Origin of the sequence: Staphylococcus sp. FSL K6-3157 (assembly GCF_038005145.1) — a bacterium.
In the GTDB taxonomy this organism is placed as follows: Bacteria; Bacillota; Bacilli; order Staphylococcales; family Staphylococcaceae; genus Staphylococcus; species Staphylococcus equorum.
This window is the reverse complement of sequence record NZ_JBBOSM010000001.1, coordinates 1,050,852-1,067,623: the sequence shown is the minus strand read 5'-3', so window position 1 is coordinate 1,067,623 and position 16,772 is coordinate 1,050,852. Positions and strand designations below refer to the sequence as shown.

Genomic DNA, 16,772 nt, shown 5'->3' with positions numbered 1-16,772 from the left:
ATAGAATTATAACATACCTCAAGGTACAACACCGAATCTAACAATGTTTAGTTATGAAATTATATATTTTTGTCATACTTACAGGAAAATTAAAGTCTTCTTTTTCTGTTAACTGCATCCACACCATATTCTCTGGTAAAACAATGTCATCTTTATACACTTTTTCTTGAGATATAAACACTTCAATATCCCACGTGATATGTGTAAATTGATGTTTTAATTTAAATGCAGGTGTTTGATCAAATATCACTTGTGTCCCCAATACTGTGTTGATATGCTTATCTTCCTCTGCTTCGTACATTGGAAATTCCCACATATTATTTAATAATTTTTGTGTGCGTTTTTCAATTAAATAAGCATTATCTTCATTTTGAAGAAGATAAACATGCTGTTTTATATGTTTCTTCTTAACTTTTGTTGTTTTTACAGGCAATGATTGAACTGTCCCTTGTTCAAATGCTTCACAATGATCTTGAACCGGACAGAATAAACATAATGGAGCTTTCGGTGTACATACCAATGCACCTAATTCCATCATTGCTTGGTTAAATGTACCGGCATCTTGCTCAACGTATGGTTGTAATTCATTCTCAAATGCTTTACGTGTTGATTGCAATTTCGTATCTCTCTCATCATTGTTTAGTCGTGACCATACTCTAAAGACGTTTCCATCCACAGTTGCTAAAGGTTTGTCGAAAGCAATACTCATAACTGCTGCTTGTGTATAAGGGCCTACACCTTTTAACTTTCCAAATGTCACCGGTTCGTCTGGTACGACACCGTTGTAACTTTCATGTACTTCTTTTATTGCCGTGTGAAAATTACGTGCTCTACTGTAATAGCCTAAGCCTTCCCAATATTTGAGCACTTCATCTTCATGTGCTTGACTTAACTCAGTAATAGTTGGGAAGCGATGAATGAATCTATGATAGTAATCTATAACCGTTTTAACTTGGGTTTGTTGTAACATTACTTCACTCAACCATATATAATATGGATTAGAGGTTTCTCTCCAGGGCATTTCACGTTGATGTTCGTCAAACCATGTAACGAGATTATTCTTGAATTTTGACTCATTAAACATTTTACACATCTCTTTCTATTAGTAATTCTTAAAAATTTCAAAATAAATTTTAGTATGTTATTTTTATTATTTATGATATTAGATTATAATGAATATATATTATTGACATGAAACGAGTTGAATACTTATGGATACAGGCACACATATTGTCATGGGTATCGGTTTAACAGCATTAGCTACTCAAGACCCGGCAATGGCAGGATCATTTGTAGCCACAGCTACCACATTAGTAGTTGGCTCTTTAATACCTGATGGCGACACTGTTTTTAAATTAAAAGATAACGCTACCTATATATCAAATCATAGAGGTATTACACATTCAATACCCTTTACGATATTATGGCCTTTATTAATTACTTTATTAATTTTTACATTTTTCAAAAACGTTGATATAACACATGTTTGGCTATGGGCTCAGCTTGCAGTATTTCTACATGTGTTTGTAGATATTTTCAATTCTTATGGTACACAAGCGCTAAGGCCTATTACTAACAAATGGATACAACTCAGTGTAATTAATACGTTTGATCCAATTATATTTATCTTGTGGTGTATCGGAATACTGCTTTGGTTAGTTGGGATTCATCCATATCTTGTGTTTTTCCCAATTATCGCTATTCTTGTAGTATATTATATCATTCGCTTTAGAATGCAAGCTGTGATTAAACAACAAGCTCTAAAACAAATTCAACAAGAACATAATCCAGTAAAAGTATTTGTAGCTCCGACAATTCGCTTCATGCAATGGCGTGTTGCAATACAAACTGAAGAACATGATTATGTGGGACGTAGTTTTGGTAGAAACATTGTATTTAGTGACAAATCAAAACGTCATCCATTTCCAAGTGATGATTTAATGCAATATGTTGAAGGCGATAAAAATATTAAAACATTCCTTAACTTCTCTACTATTTATCGTTGGGAAGCTAGAAAATTAGATGATGAAACAACCGAAATCAGATTAATTGATTTACGTTATTTAAAAAATGGACATTATTCTTTTGTAGCTATTGCCCATTTAGACGATGACATGACTATCGATCATTCTTATATCGGTTGGGTCTTTAGCGAAGATAAATTACAGAAAAAATTATTTGCAAAATAACACGTTAAAGAATTTAATACCTCTAAATATAATAAGAACTGGAAAAATTCGTTGATTGATAACGAATTTTTCCAGTTCTTTTCTTATTTTAGTTTAATTAATAATGCATAATCTTTAATCTTTTTCGTTTAAGTCATCCGCTTCAATCATATTTTCATCGGTATCTGAATGCGAAACAATGGTTTCATCAGGAACTGCGTACAAATATTTTCTGTGTGCCATTATTCGATATTTAGCAAAAATAACTACACAAAGTATTGCTAAAAATAATATATAATATAAATGATAAGGTATATTATTCAAGCTTAACGCACCAAGTACGACCGACTGTGAAACACCTTCAATAAGGTAATATAGTGGATTCAACATTAATATGTGCGAGACCAGTGTCGTATTACTTGTTGGTATAAAGAGTATTGGAACAATAAAAAACATTACTAATGAAATCACATAAAACATGACATTGATTTTGCGACGAACAATAGCTGAAAGACCTAATATTGTCGATACAAGTATCATGAATAGCATCGACATTACAACGTAATAAAACGTAGAGGGTATAGAACTTTCAATATTAACAGGTGTTGCATATATCATAATAATTAAAGTTATAAACATTGTTATACTCGTAATGATTGCTATAACAACATTTTGAAATATTGGATTCAAGTTAAATAGCTTACCAGTAAAGTAATCAATTTTATAAGTGTTATAGCTTCGATATACAGCAATCCAAATATAAGCAAAAGTTGTTAACCCAGCCAATCTAAAATAGGCACGAGCTTGAATTAGTTCTTCAGTGCCTTTTATTTTAAATATTAACATTAATAAAAATAGCAATGCCAAGCTTGATAAAAATGGTATGACAAGCCATACCCACTGTGATTTTAATCGGTGATATGCTTGTGTGCTAAGATATGGCACGTTTTTAAAAAAACTAATTATACTATCAATCATTCTTTACACCTACAATTCAATATATATCCATTTATTATTTTTTAAATCAGCCATAAAATAGCCTTCTCCAGATTTAGTAATCCAGAAATTATTTTCAATATCGAACTTTTCTTTTAATTCTTCCTTCTTCTTAATAGGGAATGTAAAGCCTTTAAGTTTATTTTCGTCATTAAAAATCATAGAAATAGGTTGTTGTACTATAGGTACTACAAAGCGATTGTCCTTATTATTTTCTGGAACAAGCCCTTCTGTTACTGTACTATGTTTTTTATGCAAATGACTGTTGAAAAATTCATAAAAATTAATATAGTTATTATGCATGTATGGTGCTAATGTTTTAGAACTATGTTCTTCATATAAAGCTGCTGGTTCAAAGAATCGCACTTTATTTTTAGCAACCTTATAATGTTTATTGTCTACATCAATTCTATAATTCTCATTATTTTCAGCAGTAATTGTTACAAAACCATACTGATTTATTTTTTGTTTATTTCCATTTTCCATATCTTCCACAGTAATAGATTCATCTAATACGATAGCGTAACCTAGCATTTGTTCATATGGATCTTTATTTTGATTTTGTATTGAGGCTTGATCAATATTTTGTCCAATCTGTAACTTCCCAACATTATTAAACATTAAAACTGCCATAAATAATAAGCCAACTACAAATACTGAAAGCCACGTCCAAAATCTAACGAATGCAACAGGTGGTTTCACATGATTATATCTTTCTATACGTTTGAAATTGTATGTTAATTCCGGCGTTCTTGTTCTACTTTTTTTCCAATCAACATCAAAGTTCGCCTTCTCTTGTTCATCTTCCAATGACAATCTATCTTTCTCATGGTCTTTAAATACTGGTAATACTTGATTTAAAGAGCCTTCCATTCTAAGTTGACCATGAGAGACCCAGGCAATGTAATTACTCGTCTGAGCTATACGTTGAACATCATCATCGATCATCACAATTGTTGAATTTTGATTTATGTATTCTTCTGTAAGTCCAATTGCTTTTTCGATAAAAGATTCATCTAAAAATTGTAATATATGATTAAAAATAATAATACTTGCTTTTGAAGTTCTTGCTAATGCAAATAATAATTGTGCATATTGTGAATCAGTTAATCGGCTAACTTTAACATCCGCTTTATCTTCAAGGTGTGCATACCTTATAATTTGCTCTACTTTATGATCCGAAGTTTTATATTGAAACAATATGACCGCATTAGCCACAAACTCATTTACAGAAGTATGTTGCAATAATTTATCTTCAATATCAGCAAAAAACAAGTCTCTTTTTATAACGACTTTTCCTTTATCGGGTTGTATTTCACCACTTAATAAACGCCCTATTAATGATTTAGAAGAACCCGGTTCACCTATTATCCCTAAAGCTTCACCTTGATAGATATGGAGGTTAAAATTATTCAATTCTATATCTTCTTCATCATAACCAAATGGTAAATACCATTTGGAGGATTTTTTATTTCTATAATAATGAGTTACATTTAGTAACTTTAATATAATTGAACTACCCATCCTATCTTCATCCTTCTACAATTTTAATAATGCGAGTGGTAAACCTTCTTCAGGTTCTGAACTTTTAATTCTAAAACCCCACGCAAAAACACCTTTTAACCGTTCAACTTTGAAATAGCTTTCTGTGCCATCATTTAATTTGTATATTTTACCTAATTCTACTTTGTTTCTATCTACTAGATAGCTTTCTGCAATAATTACTTTACTTGCATATACGTCATATTCATTAAAAATGCCATTCATTTCTGCTTTACGCATTTTCTCTTTATAACCTTGTATCTCATGACGTAATTCAATTTCACTCATTTCACTCAATTTCTTCTGTTCCATCTACTATTCCACTCTCTTCTAATTTAGCTTTAATTTTATCATATTTATAGCCTTTTCTCATAAGTGCTTCTATTGTTTTATTAATTAATTTTCTTCCTGAAAATTTTCTTGAATATTTATTATATGCTTTTTCTAATTCGTTTTGTAATAACTCATCTAATTGTTCTTCAGGTTGAGAAAAATCCATTTCATCCATTACTTCTTTAATTTTCTCAAAAGAATAACCTTTTTGCATTAACGATTGTGTTAATTTCTCTTTTCTTTTTACTAATGGCCCTTTTTTCTGTTTCAAAATTTTATTTGCAACTTTTAATATATCTTCCATAGATTGCTCCTGTTCATAAATCTGGCTATATTCATCAATAATTAATTGTTCAACACCAGCTTCTCGTAATTTTTGTTTATATATTCCAGGACCTTTATCTGTCGTTAAAATCATGGTATTTTTTAAACTATTCGCATAATCATTATGATCTATGAGCTTTTGCTCATGACAGTAATCTATGACTTTAGCAATAACTGACTCTGAAATTTCTTTCTTTGTAAGATGTTTTATTACTTCATGGTCAGTTCTTTTTCTATATGAAATATATTGAATAGCTGCGTTAACTGCTTGCCTGTATTGTTCATAGCTTTGGATTTCTTCCATATCTTTAGCTTCAACAATTTGACCTTTGTTTAAATTAAAATAGACAAAGGTATCAATATCGATTCCCATTTCAAATTCATCATCTAAATATAGATTAAAACGTTCTTTATTCTTTTTTTGCACTTCTATCTTTGTTATTTTAGGCATATTATTCACTCCACTTATAAGAATAACTTATATTGATTATGAATGGAATTATAGTGTATAGCATATTTGAAATTGCTATTAATCCCTGTATGTATATTTAAATTATAACATCAAAAAAGGAGTAGGATAGAAATCAAAATTTGATTTCGTATTCCCACTCCCACAAAACTGATTAGAAAAAACTAAAACACATGCATAAGAACTACTTGTCTTCATAAATGAAGTAGTAGTTCTTTAATAGCTTGATATAAATGCATTTTCAATTCTGTCAACTACTGACAATTTAATAATTGAGGCTGAAACATGTATAAATCATGCACCTACTGAATTTAGACTGTAGTATTATATTCTATTCTCTTAGTTTATTACACGCCGAGTTCTTGGATTGCATTTTCATACTGCTCATTAGTAATATAATCCTGTTGTTTCATTTTCTCTAAATCTATTTTTACACGATTGATAAAATTATCCGACATGTTATTCACATCGTATACACTTGGTGCATTAATCTTACTAGCTAAAATTGCACTTTGTAATACAGATATTTGAGGTAAATTAGGATTATTTTTATCTGTTGTTACCCCAAAAAAGTGATTTGCTGCTGACTCAACAGTGTATTGATCACTTCCAAAATAAATGTTGTTTACATAAAAACTTAAAATTTCATTTTTATCATACGTTTTTTCTGCGCGATGTGCTACAAATAATTCTTTGATTTTTCTTGTTAGTGATTGTTCATTATCATAATAATAGTTTTTCACTACTTGTTGCGTAATGGTACTTCCACCTTGCACGCTATTCTCACTTATTGTTGAAAATAGTGCGCGTGACGTACCTTTGAAATCAAATCCATTATGTTTATAATATCTTTCGTCTTCCATTGCTATAAATGCACCCTTAGTATAGTCTGGCATATTTGAAACTGAGACGAATGTTTCTTTATCTTCAATACTTCTCAATTCATCAACATCTGCTCGTAAAGAAAATGCATACATTGTAGCTATAAACGCAGCGATTAAAATGATGATAGGTATTAATATCTTTATCAACAAACCTTTTCCTTTTTTCTTTTTTGGTGGTTTATTTACTGGTTGGAAATAGGTATTATGCTGCGGTATATTTGAGTTTTTTTGACTGGTTTGTTTTTTAGTTTGCTTATAACGATCGCTTCTTTTCATGCGCTAGCTCCTTTATGTTGCTCTCATATCATTATAAGTGAGTTTATCAATAGTTTAAATGTTTATCTACACCAAATTGAAAATATCAGTCCAAGGGTGTATGTCACGCTACGCATAGAGTTTCATTGTAAGCATATTTCATATATGTTTGGGTTTATTAAGCATTATACAACCATAAGATATGAGGTTGGGATATCTATTTATGTCCCAACCTCACTATATATACTATCGCGATAATTATCATTGTAAAATATAAAAACTGGAAAAACCCATAGCTTCAGAATATATCTAAAGATTGAACTTTAAATTCAACCTATAAAATATGATCATTGCCATACGTTTTTCCAGTTATATATTATGGACAATCACGTCCAAAGTTTACGTTAATTAATAATTTTCAATTAATCTGTTAATTGATTTGCAATTTCTCTATTAAAATCATCTAAGTCATCAGGTGTACGACTCGTAACTATATTTTTATCTACAACTACTGATTCGTCTACAACTTGTGCGCCTGCGTTAGATAAATCTTTACGGACATTTAACACTGCTGTTAAAGTACGTCCATTCAAATCATCAGTATCTATTAAAATTTGAGGTCCGTGGCAAATTGCAAATGTTGGAACATCATTTTTTGTGAAATACTTAGCAAATGTACCATATCTGCCTTCTGAGTCACCACGTAGATGATCTGGAGAAAATCCACCTGGAATTAATAATCCATCGTAATCTTCTGGCTTAGCATCTGCAATACTAACTTCTACTGTAGCTTTTGCACCATGTTTACCAACAACTTCACTATTCGCTGTATCGCCAATAATTACTGTTTCATGCCCTGCTTCTTCAATTGCTTCTTGAGGGCTTGTTAATTCAACATCTTCAAATTCATTTGTTACTATGATTGCTACTTTTTTAGCCATGTATAATCACCTTTCCTATTTGCGTTCTACATTATGTATAGACGAAATTAAGAAAAGTTAAACATACAGTAGCTCAATCTCACTTATAGACAGACTGAACTTATTCAGATGTGTTTGATACAGTTTTCACTTTTTCTTCTAACTGATCTAATAAACCAATCCACTCATCAATGTCTTCCACTTTTACTTCGTTTGGATTAACTTGGTCTATATCGTCAATAAACTTTTCTAATCTTTCTTTTATTTGATCAATTGTTTGATTTTCATTCATTATCAATGAGACTCCTTTTTATAAGATATTATTATCCTAACATGGAATTAACAACTTTTGATAGTAGCATAATAATATTATAACGAAATACTAAGTGTAGTGTTACAGAGTGTCAACGCGTCTCTGACTTTGTTGACACTCTTTTTGTGCTCGTTGTGCTCAGGCACAATCTTATCTTGTAGTCTTTAGCTAGTGCTTTATTAACTACTCAGTAATCGACATAAATCACTGCCATTTTTAAAAAATATATACAGTGATAAAGGTGCATATCGGCTTGTATTAATCCGATATGCACCCTCGATTTGTATTATCCTAATTGTTGCACGCTTGATAAGAACTCAATCGTGCTTTTACTTTCTTCTCTACGTTCTTTCCTTCTCTTGACTCGAGCAGGTGCCGTATCATAAAACCACTTTTCTGTCTGTGATTCTGGATATACTTGAGGTACTTCTATTGGCTTACCATCTTCACCGAGCGCTACAAATGTTAAAAAACTTAATGCTGCTAAATGTCTTTCATTTTTAAGCACATCTTCTATAATAATTTGAACGCAGACTTCCATCGAAGATTTCCCCGCATATGAGACCATAGCTTCATAAGAAACGACAGCACCTGTTTTAATTGGTTTTAAAAAGTCTACCGAATCAGTTGAAGCTGTGACCACCTGTGAATTACTATGTTTCGTTGCTGTTATAGCAGAAATTTCGTCAATGTTCGCCATCAACATACCGCCAAACATTGTCTTTAAATGATTCGTTTCCTGTGGGAATACTTGTCTCTCTTTAATACTTCGTGCTTCAGACATCGATTTACGTTTTGGTCTTTCCATAATTTAATCAATCCCTTTTCTTTTATCAGACAAAAAGTGAGTGCTCTGAATATAGTAGACTATTTCAGAACACTTACAACTTATCCTTCTCTCTCTATTTTGACCAATTACCATTTTCGAAGACGAGTTCTTTTTCATCCTCTTGTGTCACGCCATAAATCGTTAAATCTTTACTACCAATCATAAAGTCCACATGAATAAGTGAATCATTTAATCCTTGTGCTAACTTTTCGTCTGTAGTCATTTCTGTACCACCCTCTATATTAAAACCGTAAGCTGAGCCTAATGCAATGTGACAAGATGCATTTTCATCGAACAATGTATTATAAAAAATGGTATTGCGGTTAGAAATCGGTGAATCATCAGGCACTAGTGCAACTTCACCTAATCGCTTAGCACCTTCGTCTGTATTTAATAAATCACGTAAAACCTCTTCGCCTTGCTTAGCTTTATAATCAATTACTTCTCCATCTTTAAAAGTTAATGTAAAACCATCTATAATATTACCATTATGACTTAATGGCAATTTATTCGTCACATAGCCATTTACTTTTAATCTATGAGGTGCAGTGAACACTTCTTCAGTTGGAATATTAGCTACAAAGGCTTGACCACCACTCGCATAACTTGTTGCATCTTCCCATATATGACCTTCTGGTAAACCAATTTCTAAATCTGTACCTTCAGAAATATAGTGAAGTGCCTTATAATTTTTACTTTGTAATTTATCTGCATGTTTACTTAGATTAGCAACATGGTCTTTCCAATTAGCCACTGGATCATTTCCATCTACGCGAACGATATCTAATACTTCATCAATGAACGTGTTGTAAGCAGCTTCTTCTGATAGTTCTGGATAAACACGACTTGCCCAAGCTTTTGATGGATAGGCTGCCACACACCATGGAAATTGGTTTTTCTGACTTGCTTCCATATATCCTTTATATGCAGTAGCATACTGTTTTTGGAAAGTTGATAATTTATCACGGTCAATGCCATTTAATAAATCAGGATCTTGTGTTATGAGTGCTAAATTTGCAGCGCCTCTATCTACATAATCCATGCGCTTAGCCACTTCATAATCTTTCACTTCATTATTTTCGAAATGTTCTACTGGTTCATATTCGAATTTTAGGCGAGAAAGTCGATCATCACTATAGTCAACTTTAACATCAGATGCACCTCGTTTATATGCAGCTTCTACTATGTAATGTGTTAATTCAATAGCATCAACACTTGAGCGAATAAATACTGGTTGACCTTCTTGTACATTCATTCCTACACCGACTAAAAGTTCGGCGTATTGTTTTAATTTTTCTTGTAATTGAGTCATATTTATACACTCCTTTTATTTGCGTATTTGACCAAGTGCGTCTGCAATTGCAGCTGCTTCACTTGGTGTAAATGACGCTTTTGATGTTACATATTCATGAATTTCAGTTATTTCTTGCTTATCTGCTTCTTCATATTTATCTGGATCAATCAAGCTTTGATTCACAAGATTTAAACGTTCTCTTATTTCTACTATCATTTGTTCATTAGTATTTGTCACTTCGTTCACCCCTTTTATCAATTTATTTTATCAAATTTACGTTTCTTGTAAAACTTTTATCACAATAATGCTTTAGAAATGATTAAAAAAGCTTTAAAATGGGAATTAGCAATATATAATTTGGAGGTAGTCACATGATTTCAGTAGCATTCGTTTGTTTAGGCAATATTTGTCGCTCACCAATGGCAGAAGCTATTATGCGACAAAGATTACTAGATCGAAAGATAACAGGTTTAAACGTAACCTCTAGAGGTACAGGTGAATGGAACTTAGGTCAGCCACCTCATGAGGGTACGCAAGATATTCTCACTAAAAATGATATTCCCTTTGATAACATGATCAGTGAACTATTTAAAGCTGATGATGACTTTGATTATATCATTGCAATGGATCAAAGTAATGTAGAGAATATTAAACAGATCAATTCAAACATTAATGGACAATTGTATAAACTATTAGACTTTAGTGATATGAATGAGACTGACGTACCTGATCCTTATTATACAAATAATTTCGAAGGTGTTTATAAAATGGTACAATCATCTTGTGATAACTTAATTGATTTTATAGTTAAAGATGCAAATCTAAGAGAGGGGTAAAACATCATGCAAAATAAATTAATTCCAGGAATTCTATTAGGTGCCGTAATTGGAGGCGCAGCAACATTGGCTGACAAATCAACTCGCCAATCATTAAAACAATCAATTAAAGATAGAAAAGAAGGCAATCGTTCTCAAAAACCTTCAGCGATTAACAACGTAAAAGACGAAATAGTATATTGGAAAGATGTGGTAGAAGAAATTCGCCGTAATAATCCAGAATTAGAACGTTCTTTAAAAGATGCCAAAAATACATTCGTTGAGCGTAAAAACAATCGCTTAAACAATTAATTTGTTTATAGCATAGTATTTTTGATTCCACATGTTTAAATAATTAAATTAAGGCAATACCTAATATTACATGTTTAGGTATTGTCTTTTGTATATAACTTGTAATGTGCGATATTTTAAAAATTTAAAAACAATTTAAAAAAAAGAATATAAACAGTTATTTACCTTCTTTAACTTTTAAAGTATATTAAACAATATACTGAAAATATCAATACATAAGGAGATCTGATATGTCTAAAAAAGAGAAAACAACTTCAAAGTTTCTAAACTCAACTAAAAAGGATGAAGATAAGAAGTCTAAGAAATCAAAAGATGAACAAATCGGGCGTGATCGTACGTATATCACACCTAATGAATTCAAATCAAAATCACCTAAGAAAGACAATCAAGAATTCTTTGTATCACGTATCAATAAACCAGCAAAATATACAAAAAACCCTAATTTTTTCTCTTATCTTATTTATAGAATAGGTAAAGATGATGCATCCGGTTTATCTGCACAATTATCCTATTACTTCATGTTGTCACTGTTCCCTATGCTCCTATTCTTATTATCAATAGTACCTGTAGTAGGTGTTGAACAATCAACGATTAGAGACATGATTAAAGAGCACGTCCCACCAGATTATGCAGGACAAGTATCATCAATCATTGGTGATATTATGAGTAATGCTAGTGGCAGTATATTATCTGTAGGTTTGATTTTAGCACTTTGGTCTGCTTCAAACGGTATGACAGCAATTATGAACTCTTTCAACGTCGCATATGACGTTGAAGATAGTAGAAACTTTATTGTTTCTAAATTATTTAGTGTGTTATTTACACTTGCTATGATTATCGTCTTACCTATCGCACTGATATTACCTACCTTTGGAGAACAAATCGGTTCGCTTTTATTTGGCCCACTTGGTTTAGGTGATCAAATTAAATGGATTTTTAATTTAGTACGTGTGGTATTACCATTAATCATTATTTTCATAGCGTTTATGGTTTTATATACGTTAGCGCCAAATGTTAAAATTAAAATGAAATCTGTAATACCAGGTGCAATATTCGCTACGATTGTATTTTTAGGTGGCTCATTCTTATTTGGTATATATATATCAAATTTTGCTAACTATTCTAAAACATACGGTAGTATCGCTGGTATCATTATTTTAATGTTATGGTTATACATTACGGGCTTTATTATTATTATCGGCGCTGAAATCAACGCGATTATCCACCAACGTAAAGTAGTCGCTGGTAAAACACCAGAAGAACATACAATGGCTGAGATAGAAGAGAACGAATCAACTCACGTTGGTAGCGAAGCTGATATCAATGCTGAAAATGAATCCACACATGCTACTGATTCTGATTCCAATCATAATATTTCAGACTCAAACAACAAAAAATTATAACTTAATATAAACTTTGCTAAATAGCTGATAGGTATCTAAATCATGATGTCTATCAGCTATTTTTGCTTTCTAATTTATATCAGTCCTGTTTAGTATAGAGCCCTTAAAGCACGTAAAAAGACTAAAACCGAAACGTAAATGTCTATCATCTACGTTTCGGTTTTAGCCTTTTGGAAATACTTAAAATAGAATTCATTACTGTATTAAATTATGCTGGAATGCATAAATAACTGCTTGTGTTCTATCTTGTACTTCTAATTTACTTAATATATTACTTACATGTGTTTTTACTGTTTTAATCGTTATGTGTGATGCACTCGCAATTTCTTGGTTTGAGTAACCTTTTGCGATAAGTAATAGAATTTCCATTTCTCTTTCCGTTAACATTTCATATAATTCGGCACGTTGTTTCATTCTATTTCTCATCTTCACAAGCACTTCAGCTTCAAATACAGACTCATTTTTATACGTTTTACGAATAGCCTCGGCTATATCACTAGCACTAGTCGTTTTCAAAATATAGCTGTCTACGCCAGAATCTAAAGCACGATATACTTCATTATCTTCAATGTAACTTGTTAACATTACAACTTTAATATGGGGTAAGTCTTTTTTAATTTGCTCGGTAGCATCGACACCATCCATATCGTCCATAAGCAAGTCCATTAAGATTAAATCTGGATTTAGTTGATGAGCCTTTTCAATCGCATCTTTTCCTGACTGACCTTCCCCTACAATATCAATATCTGGCTGTGTAGATAAGTAACTAGAAATTCCAATTCGAACCATTTCATGATCATCAACAAACAAAACTTTAATCGTCATGTGAATCCTCCTTATTTAATGGTGCCTTTACTTCAATTCTTGTACCTGAATCTGGTAAAGAAACAATATGAAACGTCGCACCAATTTCAAGCGCACGTTCTCTCATGTTTTTTAAACCATAACTTTGTTCTACCTTATCATCAACATTGAAACCTTTACCATTGTCTTGAATGCGTAATAATAAGTAATCTGCCATATTAAACAATTCTACTGTTACTTTGGTACCTTTTGAATGTCTCAAAGTATTAGATAAGGCTTCTTGCGTAATTCTGAACAAATGATCTTCAATACCTTTAGGTACTTCAAATTCTTCAATATCATGTACAACTTTCATAGGTACTTTTTTCTTTAAATCAACGACTAAATCTTTAATACCTTCACCTAATGATTTGTCTTTTAATCCAATAGGTCTTAAATGTAATAGTAAAGCTCTCATCTCTAACTGAGAATCTTGTACCATTTTTTCTAATATCGGAATTTGTTGATCTAAAGGTGCTTCTAATTGTGTTTCTTTAATAGCTGAAAGCATCATACTCGCTGCAAATAATTGCTGACTTACTGAATCGTGTAACTCACGTGCAAGCCTTTGTCGTTCATCTTCTATAATCTTTTTAACTTTCACATCATTTATATTATATGATTCATTTGTTAAGTTTTGCGTTTTCATACGTAATTTGTGAACTTCTTGATTTAATGGAACTAACGTTTGATACAATTCAATTGTTTCATTATATAATTCAATATTTTGGTCATTAATACCTACTGTTTGACCTTCAATAGAACGTTCTATTTGGTCTTGTAACCAGTGATTTTGTTGATTTATTTTATATGCTAATACCGATCCTACAATAATACAAAGAAAAATAACTAATAAGTTTAAAAATAGTAAAACTGGTATTCCAAAAATTTGTGTATAAAACATACCTTGAAAATATACTATGTTTACAAATACTTTATCGATAAAAAATAGAGCAAAAAATGTGCTATAAACTAATATCAACATGGATCCTATTGCTCTTATGTAGTGATTCATTTATAAATCACCTCAATATCGCCAATTAGCGTCGAAACATAAATGTTTACAGCATAGTTTTCTTCTTTCGTTTCTTCCACGATTTTAATGTTATTATTTTCTACTTTATAAGAAGTTTCATTAACATAAGCATTCCCATACAAGGCAGTGAAGTTTAAAATAATATTATAATTTAGAGGTACAATAATTTGTACTTTACCTATAATATGTCGTATCACTACAGTATTATTTTCTTTAATATTAGCAGCTTTAGACATATCTATATGAATATCACCTATGCCATGTTGCACTTGTAAGTCTTCCCATTTATATACATATACCGGTGTGCGTTGCTCTCCAAACCATTTTTGTTTAATGAAGTTTGGGGACTCAACTGCTTCATCTGTAGCGACTACTTTAAATGGTTTAAACCTATAAATAATATATCTTATGATTAGCATTATTAAAAAGATAAATAAAATGATAATTGTGTATTTGTTGGATAATAAAGTGAATGCAATCAACAAAGCACCAATCCAAAATGATAAAAGCCCCCGTATTTTATGGAAATACAAATAACCGACATAGGCTAGGATACAGCCAAGTAATAACACGAGTAGGAAACCAATTTTTTCAAAGAATATATAATAAAAATTGGCAATAATCAATAATGTTGTAAAAACAATTAACATCTCAGTCGATATATATTTATGAGTCATGTTTCGCCACCTTTCTTCAAGCGACTAAACTAATGCGTTCGATTAGATCACACTCAGTTTCAATATTAGCTCTCTCTGTTGCTTGTTGTGATAAATCGGCTTCAATACGAGCGTAGTCTGCTTCCATTTCATTTAATTCACATTTTATTTGCTCAATATCTTTATGTTCTATCTCTTCAGCACAATCAATGTACTCTTTATCCAACATATCAATATATTTATTTTCTAATGATAATGTCAGTCTATCAATTAAACTGCCTACATTACCTTTTCTTTCAATTAAGTATTTAATATACATTTCAACACTTCTCAATTTTTTATCAAGAAATCGTTGGTACTCCACTATGCTTGTGCGAAATGTGTGTTTTGTCATTTTTTCTAAATAAGACGTAATATAATTCATAGAATCACCTCATGATCGATTAGACTCTATTATAAAAAATATCCGGAACCATTGGTATAGGCTCCGGAACCATCTTATATTAGGACTTTAGACCGAAACACTATCTAATCTATTTTAGTAGTTAACACTGGTCCATCTTTGGTAACGATGACAGTATGCTCAATTTGAGCAACAAAACTTTTATCTTTTGTTTCAAATGCCCATTCATTTTTGCCTTCTGTCACAAATGTTGCTTTTGAAGAAATAAACGGTTCAACTGCAATCACTGTGCCCTCTTTAAGTAAAGTTTTATCTTTGGGGTCATAATAGTTCATCACGTGGCTTGGTGCTTCATGAAGTGATTGTCCTACGCCGTGACCTGTTAAATTTTTAATAACTGTTAAATCATTTTTTCGTGCAGTAGCATGGACTGCTTTACCGATTTGACTTAACTTCCCGCCTACTTTAACTCTTGTCATAGCCGCATCAAATGCTTCTAACGCTACGTCACAGACTTTTTGTTTCAATGGATTGTCTGCTTCGCCAACGACAAATGAAATGCCTGTATCGGCGTAATAGCCGTTCTTCAATGCTGAAACATCGATATTCACTAAATCGCCTTCGCGTATTTTACGTTTGCCTGGAATACCATGCGCTACTTCTTCATTAATACTAATACATGTTTGTCCAGGAAATTTTTCATCATGGATTGGAGCAGAAAGTGCGCCATGTTTTTCAAATAACTCTTTTGCAATATCGTCTAACTCTTTTGTTGTGATACCTGGCTTCGTTTCTGCTTGCATAGTATCTCTAATTAATGCACAAATATAACCAATTTCTTTTAAAGCTGTTAATTCTTCTTCTGTTTTTACGATCATATTATCCCGTTCCTTTTTGTAAATTATATTCTTCCTTATTATAGCAGACTTTTTTTGATATAATAAATTAGAATATTTGAACACGTATAGTTTAACATT

Annotated in this window: 20 protein-coding genes; 4 read left to right on the top strand and 16 right to left on the bottom strand. The window is 31.5% G+C overall.

Annotation, left to right across the window (positions count from 1 at the left end):
* Positions 1-37: 37 nt before the first annotated feature.
* Complete coding sequence (mutY, locus tag MHB47_RS05020; RefSeq protein ID WP_340755486.1) at positions 38-1,084, bottom strand: A/G-specific adenine glycosylase; 1,047 nt, start codon at positions 1,082-1,084, stop codon at positions 38-40.
* Positions 1,085-1,211: 127 nt separating this feature from the next.
* On the opposite strand from mutY, the gene MHB47_RS05015 reads away from it, so the two are divergent.
* Positions 1,212-2,189 (top strand): metal-dependent hydrolase, encoded by a 978-nt coding sequence (locus MHB47_RS05015; RefSeq protein WP_107515428.1) that lies wholly within the window; start codon positions 1,212-1,214, stop codon positions 2,187-2,189.
* Positions 2,190-2,303: 114 nt separating this feature from the next.
* Here the strand turns inward: MHB47_RS05015 and MHB47_RS05010 are convergent, their stop codons facing one another.
* The 10 genes from MHB47_RS05010 to MHB47_RS04965 form a co-directional block, all read right to left on the bottom strand.
* Positions 2,304-3,146, bottom strand: a complete 843-nt coding sequence (locus MHB47_RS05010; protein ID WP_107515427.1) for a sugar ABC transporter permease — start codon at positions 3,144-3,146, stop codon at positions 2,304-2,306.
* Between the two features lie 9 nt (positions 3,147-3,155).
* Positions 3,156-4,688: an ATP-binding cassette domain-containing protein gene (locus MHB47_RS05005; RefSeq protein ID WP_340755483.1), complete on the bottom strand. Its 1,533-nt coding sequence runs from the start codon at positions 4,686-4,688 to the stop codon at positions 3,156-3,158.
* Between the two features lie 15 nt (positions 4,689-4,703).
* Complete coding sequence (locus MHB47_RS05000; RefSeq protein ID WP_002507217.1) at positions 4,704-5,018, bottom strand: YfhH family protein; 315 nt, start codon at positions 5,016-5,018, stop codon at positions 4,704-4,706.
* Complete coding sequence (gene recX, locus MHB47_RS04995) at positions 4,996-5,814, bottom strand: recombination regulator RecX (RefSeq protein ID WP_340755481.1); 819 nt, start codon at positions 5,812-5,814, stop codon at positions 4,996-4,998. The genes MHB47_RS05000 and recX overlap by 23 nt, the downstream gene beginning before the upstream one ends.
* Before the next feature lie 365 nt (positions 5,815-6,179).
* Complete coding sequence (gene sgtB, locus MHB47_RS04990) at positions 6,180-6,992, bottom strand: monofunctional peptidoglycan glycosyltransferase SgtB (RefSeq protein WP_340755479.1); 813 nt, start codon at positions 6,990-6,992, stop codon at positions 6,180-6,182.
* A 401-nt stretch (positions 6,993-7,393) separates the two neighbouring features.
* Positions 7,394-7,912, bottom strand: a complete 519-nt coding sequence (locus tag MHB47_RS04985) for a type 1 glutamine amidotransferase domain-containing protein (protein ID WP_002507214.1) — start codon at positions 7,910-7,912, stop codon at positions 7,394-7,396.
* A 100-nt stretch (positions 7,913-8,012) separates the two neighbouring features.
* Positions 8,013-8,183 carry an SE1561 family protein gene (locus tag MHB47_RS04980; protein ID WP_002507213.1) on the bottom strand — a complete coding sequence of 57 codons (171 nt, stop codon included), beginning with the start codon at positions 8,181-8,183 and terminating at the stop codon, positions 8,013-8,015.
* A 307-nt stretch (positions 8,184-8,490) separates the two neighbouring features.
* Entirely contained in the window at positions 8,491-9,012 is a 522-nt protein-coding gene (locus MHB47_RS04975) for an acyl-CoA thioesterase (protein WP_002511389.1), read from the bottom strand.
* Positions 9,013-9,106: 94 nt separating this feature from the next.
* The gene (locus MHB47_RS04970) at positions 9,107-10,345 is read right to left on the bottom strand and encodes an aminopeptidase (RefSeq protein ID WP_340755476.1); all 1,239 of its coding nucleotides are present in this window, start codon (positions 10,343-10,345) and stop codon (positions 9,107-9,109) included.
* 15 nt (positions 10,346-10,360) lie between these two features.
* Positions 10,361-10,543 carry a DUF1128 family protein gene (locus tag MHB47_RS04965; protein ID WP_404969092.1) on the bottom strand — a complete coding sequence of 61 codons (183 nt, stop codon included), beginning with the start codon at positions 10,541-10,543 and terminating at the stop codon, positions 10,361-10,363.
* Positions 10,544-10,698: 155 nt separating this feature from the next.
* On the opposite strand from MHB47_RS04965, the gene MHB47_RS04960 reads away from it, so the two are divergent.
* From MHB47_RS04960 to MHB47_RS04950, 3 genes are all read left to right on the top strand, one after another.
* Positions 10,699-11,163 carry a low molecular weight protein-tyrosine-phosphatase gene (locus MHB47_RS04960; RefSeq protein ID WP_002507209.1) on the top strand — a complete coding sequence of 155 codons (465 nt, stop codon included), beginning with the start codon at positions 10,699-10,701 and terminating at the stop codon, positions 11,161-11,163.
* Positions 11,164-11,169: 6 nt separating this feature from the next.
* Positions 11,170-11,454: a hypothetical protein gene (locus MHB47_RS04955; protein ID WP_002507208.1), complete on the top strand. Its 285-nt coding sequence runs from the start codon at positions 11,170-11,172 to the stop codon at positions 11,452-11,454.
* Positions 11,455-11,684: 230 nt separating this feature from the next.
* Positions 11,685-12,857: a YihY/virulence factor BrkB family protein gene (locus MHB47_RS04950; RefSeq protein WP_340755472.1), complete on the top strand. Its 1,173-nt coding sequence runs from the start codon at positions 11,685-11,687 to the stop codon at positions 12,855-12,857.
* Between the two features lie 195 nt (positions 12,858-13,052).
* Here the strand turns inward: MHB47_RS04950 and vraR are convergent, their stop codons facing one another.
* The 5 genes from vraR to map form a co-directional block, all read right to left on the bottom strand.
* Positions 13,053-13,682, bottom strand: coding sequence for a response regulator transcription factor VraR (gene vraR, locus MHB47_RS04945; RefSeq protein WP_002507206.1), 630 nt, complete (start codon positions 13,680-13,682; stop codon positions 13,053-13,055).
* Positions 13,672-14,715 (bottom strand): sensor histidine kinase VraS, encoded by a 1,044-nt coding sequence (vraS, locus tag MHB47_RS04940; RefSeq protein ID WP_002511392.1) that lies wholly within the window; start codon positions 14,713-14,715, stop codon positions 13,672-13,674. Before vraS ends, vraR begins: the two co-directional genes overlap by 11 nt.
* Positions 14,712-15,413: a cell wall-active antibiotics response protein VraT gene (gene vraT / locus MHB47_RS04935; protein WP_002507204.1), complete on the bottom strand. Its 702-nt coding sequence runs from the start codon at positions 15,411-15,413 to the stop codon at positions 14,712-14,714. Before vraT ends, vraS begins: the two co-directional genes overlap by 4 nt.
* A gap of 16 nt (positions 15,414-15,429) precedes the next feature.
* A complete protein-coding gene (locus MHB47_RS04930) occupies positions 15,430-15,816 on the bottom strand; it encodes a hypothetical protein (protein ID WP_002507203.1) in 387 nt (128 codons plus the stop codon).
* A gap of 104 nt (positions 15,817-15,920) precedes the next feature.
* Positions 15,921-16,673, bottom strand: a complete 753-nt coding sequence (gene map, locus MHB47_RS04925; RefSeq protein ID WP_002507202.1) for a type I methionyl aminopeptidase — start codon at positions 16,671-16,673, stop codon at positions 15,921-15,923.
* Positions 16,674-16,772 lie beyond the last annotated feature (99 nt).

Excerpts from the sequence above, each read along its gene's own strand:
- vraS (WP_002511392.1), bottom strand. The coding sequence starts at position 14,715 with ATGAATCACTACATAAGAGCAATAGGATCCATGTTGATATTAGTTTAT.
- recX (WP_340755481.1), bottom strand. The coding sequence starts at position 5,814 with ATGCCTAAAATAACAAAGATAGAAGTGCAAAAAAAGAATAAAGAACGT.
- mutY (WP_340755486.1), bottom strand. The coding sequence starts at position 1,084 with ATGTTTAATGAGTCAAAATTCAAGAATAATCTCGTTACATGGTTTGAC.
- sgtB (WP_340755479.1), bottom strand. The coding sequence starts at position 6,992 with ATGAAAAGAAGCGATCGTTATAAGCAAACTAAAAAACAAACCAGTCAA.
- MHB47_RS04955 (WP_002507208.1), top strand. The coding sequence starts at position 11,170 with ATGCAAAATAAATTAATTCCAGGAATTCTATTAGGTGCCGTAATTGGA.
- MHB47_RS04970 (WP_340755476.1), bottom strand. The coding sequence starts at position 10,345 with ATGACTCAATTACAAGAAAAATTAAAACAATACGCCGAACTTTTAGTC.
- MHB47_RS04980 (WP_002507213.1), bottom strand. The coding sequence starts at position 8,183 with ATGAATGAAAATCAAACAATTGATCAAATAAAAGAAAGATTAGAAAAG.
- map (WP_002507202.1), bottom strand. The coding sequence starts at position 16,673 with ATGATCGTAAAAACAGAAGAAGAATTAACAGCTTTAAAAGAAATTGGT.
- MHB47_RS05000 (WP_002507217.1), bottom strand. The coding sequence starts at position 5,018 with ATGGAACAGAAGAAATTGAGTGAAATGAGTGAAATTGAATTACGTCAT.
- MHB47_RS04975 (WP_002511389.1), bottom strand. The coding sequence starts at position 9,012 with ATGGAAAGACCAAAACGTAAATCGATGTCTGAAGCACGAAGTATTAAA.
- vraR (WP_002507206.1), bottom strand. The coding sequence starts at position 13,682 with ATGACGATTAAAGTTTTGTTTGTTGATGATCATGAAATGGTTCGAATT.
- MHB47_RS04985 (WP_002507214.1), bottom strand. The coding sequence starts at position 7,912 with ATGGCTAAAAAAGTAGCAATCATAGTAACAAATGAATTTGAAGATGTT.
- vraT (WP_002507204.1), bottom strand. The coding sequence starts at position 15,413 with ATGACTCATAAATATATATCGACTGAGATGTTAATTGTTTTTACAACA.
- MHB47_RS04965 (WP_404969092.1), bottom strand. The coding sequence starts at position 10,543 with ATGATAGTAGAAATAAGAGAACGTTTAAATCTTGTGAATCAAAGCTTG.
- MHB47_RS05010 (WP_107515427.1), bottom strand. The coding sequence starts at position 3,146 with ATGATTGATAGTATAATTAGTTTTTTTAAAAACGTGCCATATCTTAGC.
- MHB47_RS05015 (WP_107515428.1), top strand. The coding sequence starts at position 1,212 with ATGGATACAGGCACACATATTGTCATGGGTATCGGTTTAACAGCATTA.
- MHB47_RS04930 (WP_002507203.1), bottom strand. The coding sequence starts at position 15,816 with ATGAATTATATTACGTCTTATTTAGAAAAAATGACAAAACACACATTT.
- MHB47_RS05005 (WP_340755483.1), bottom strand. The coding sequence starts at position 4,688 with ATGGGTAGTTCAATTATATTAAAGTTACTAAATGTAACTCATTATTAT.
- MHB47_RS04950 (WP_340755472.1), top strand. The coding sequence starts at position 11,685 with ATGTCTAAAAAAGAGAAAACAACTTCAAAGTTTCTAAACTCAACTAAA.
- MHB47_RS04960 (WP_002507209.1), top strand. The coding sequence starts at position 10,699 with ATGATTTCAGTAGCATTCGTTTGTTTAGGCAATATTTGTCGCTCACCA.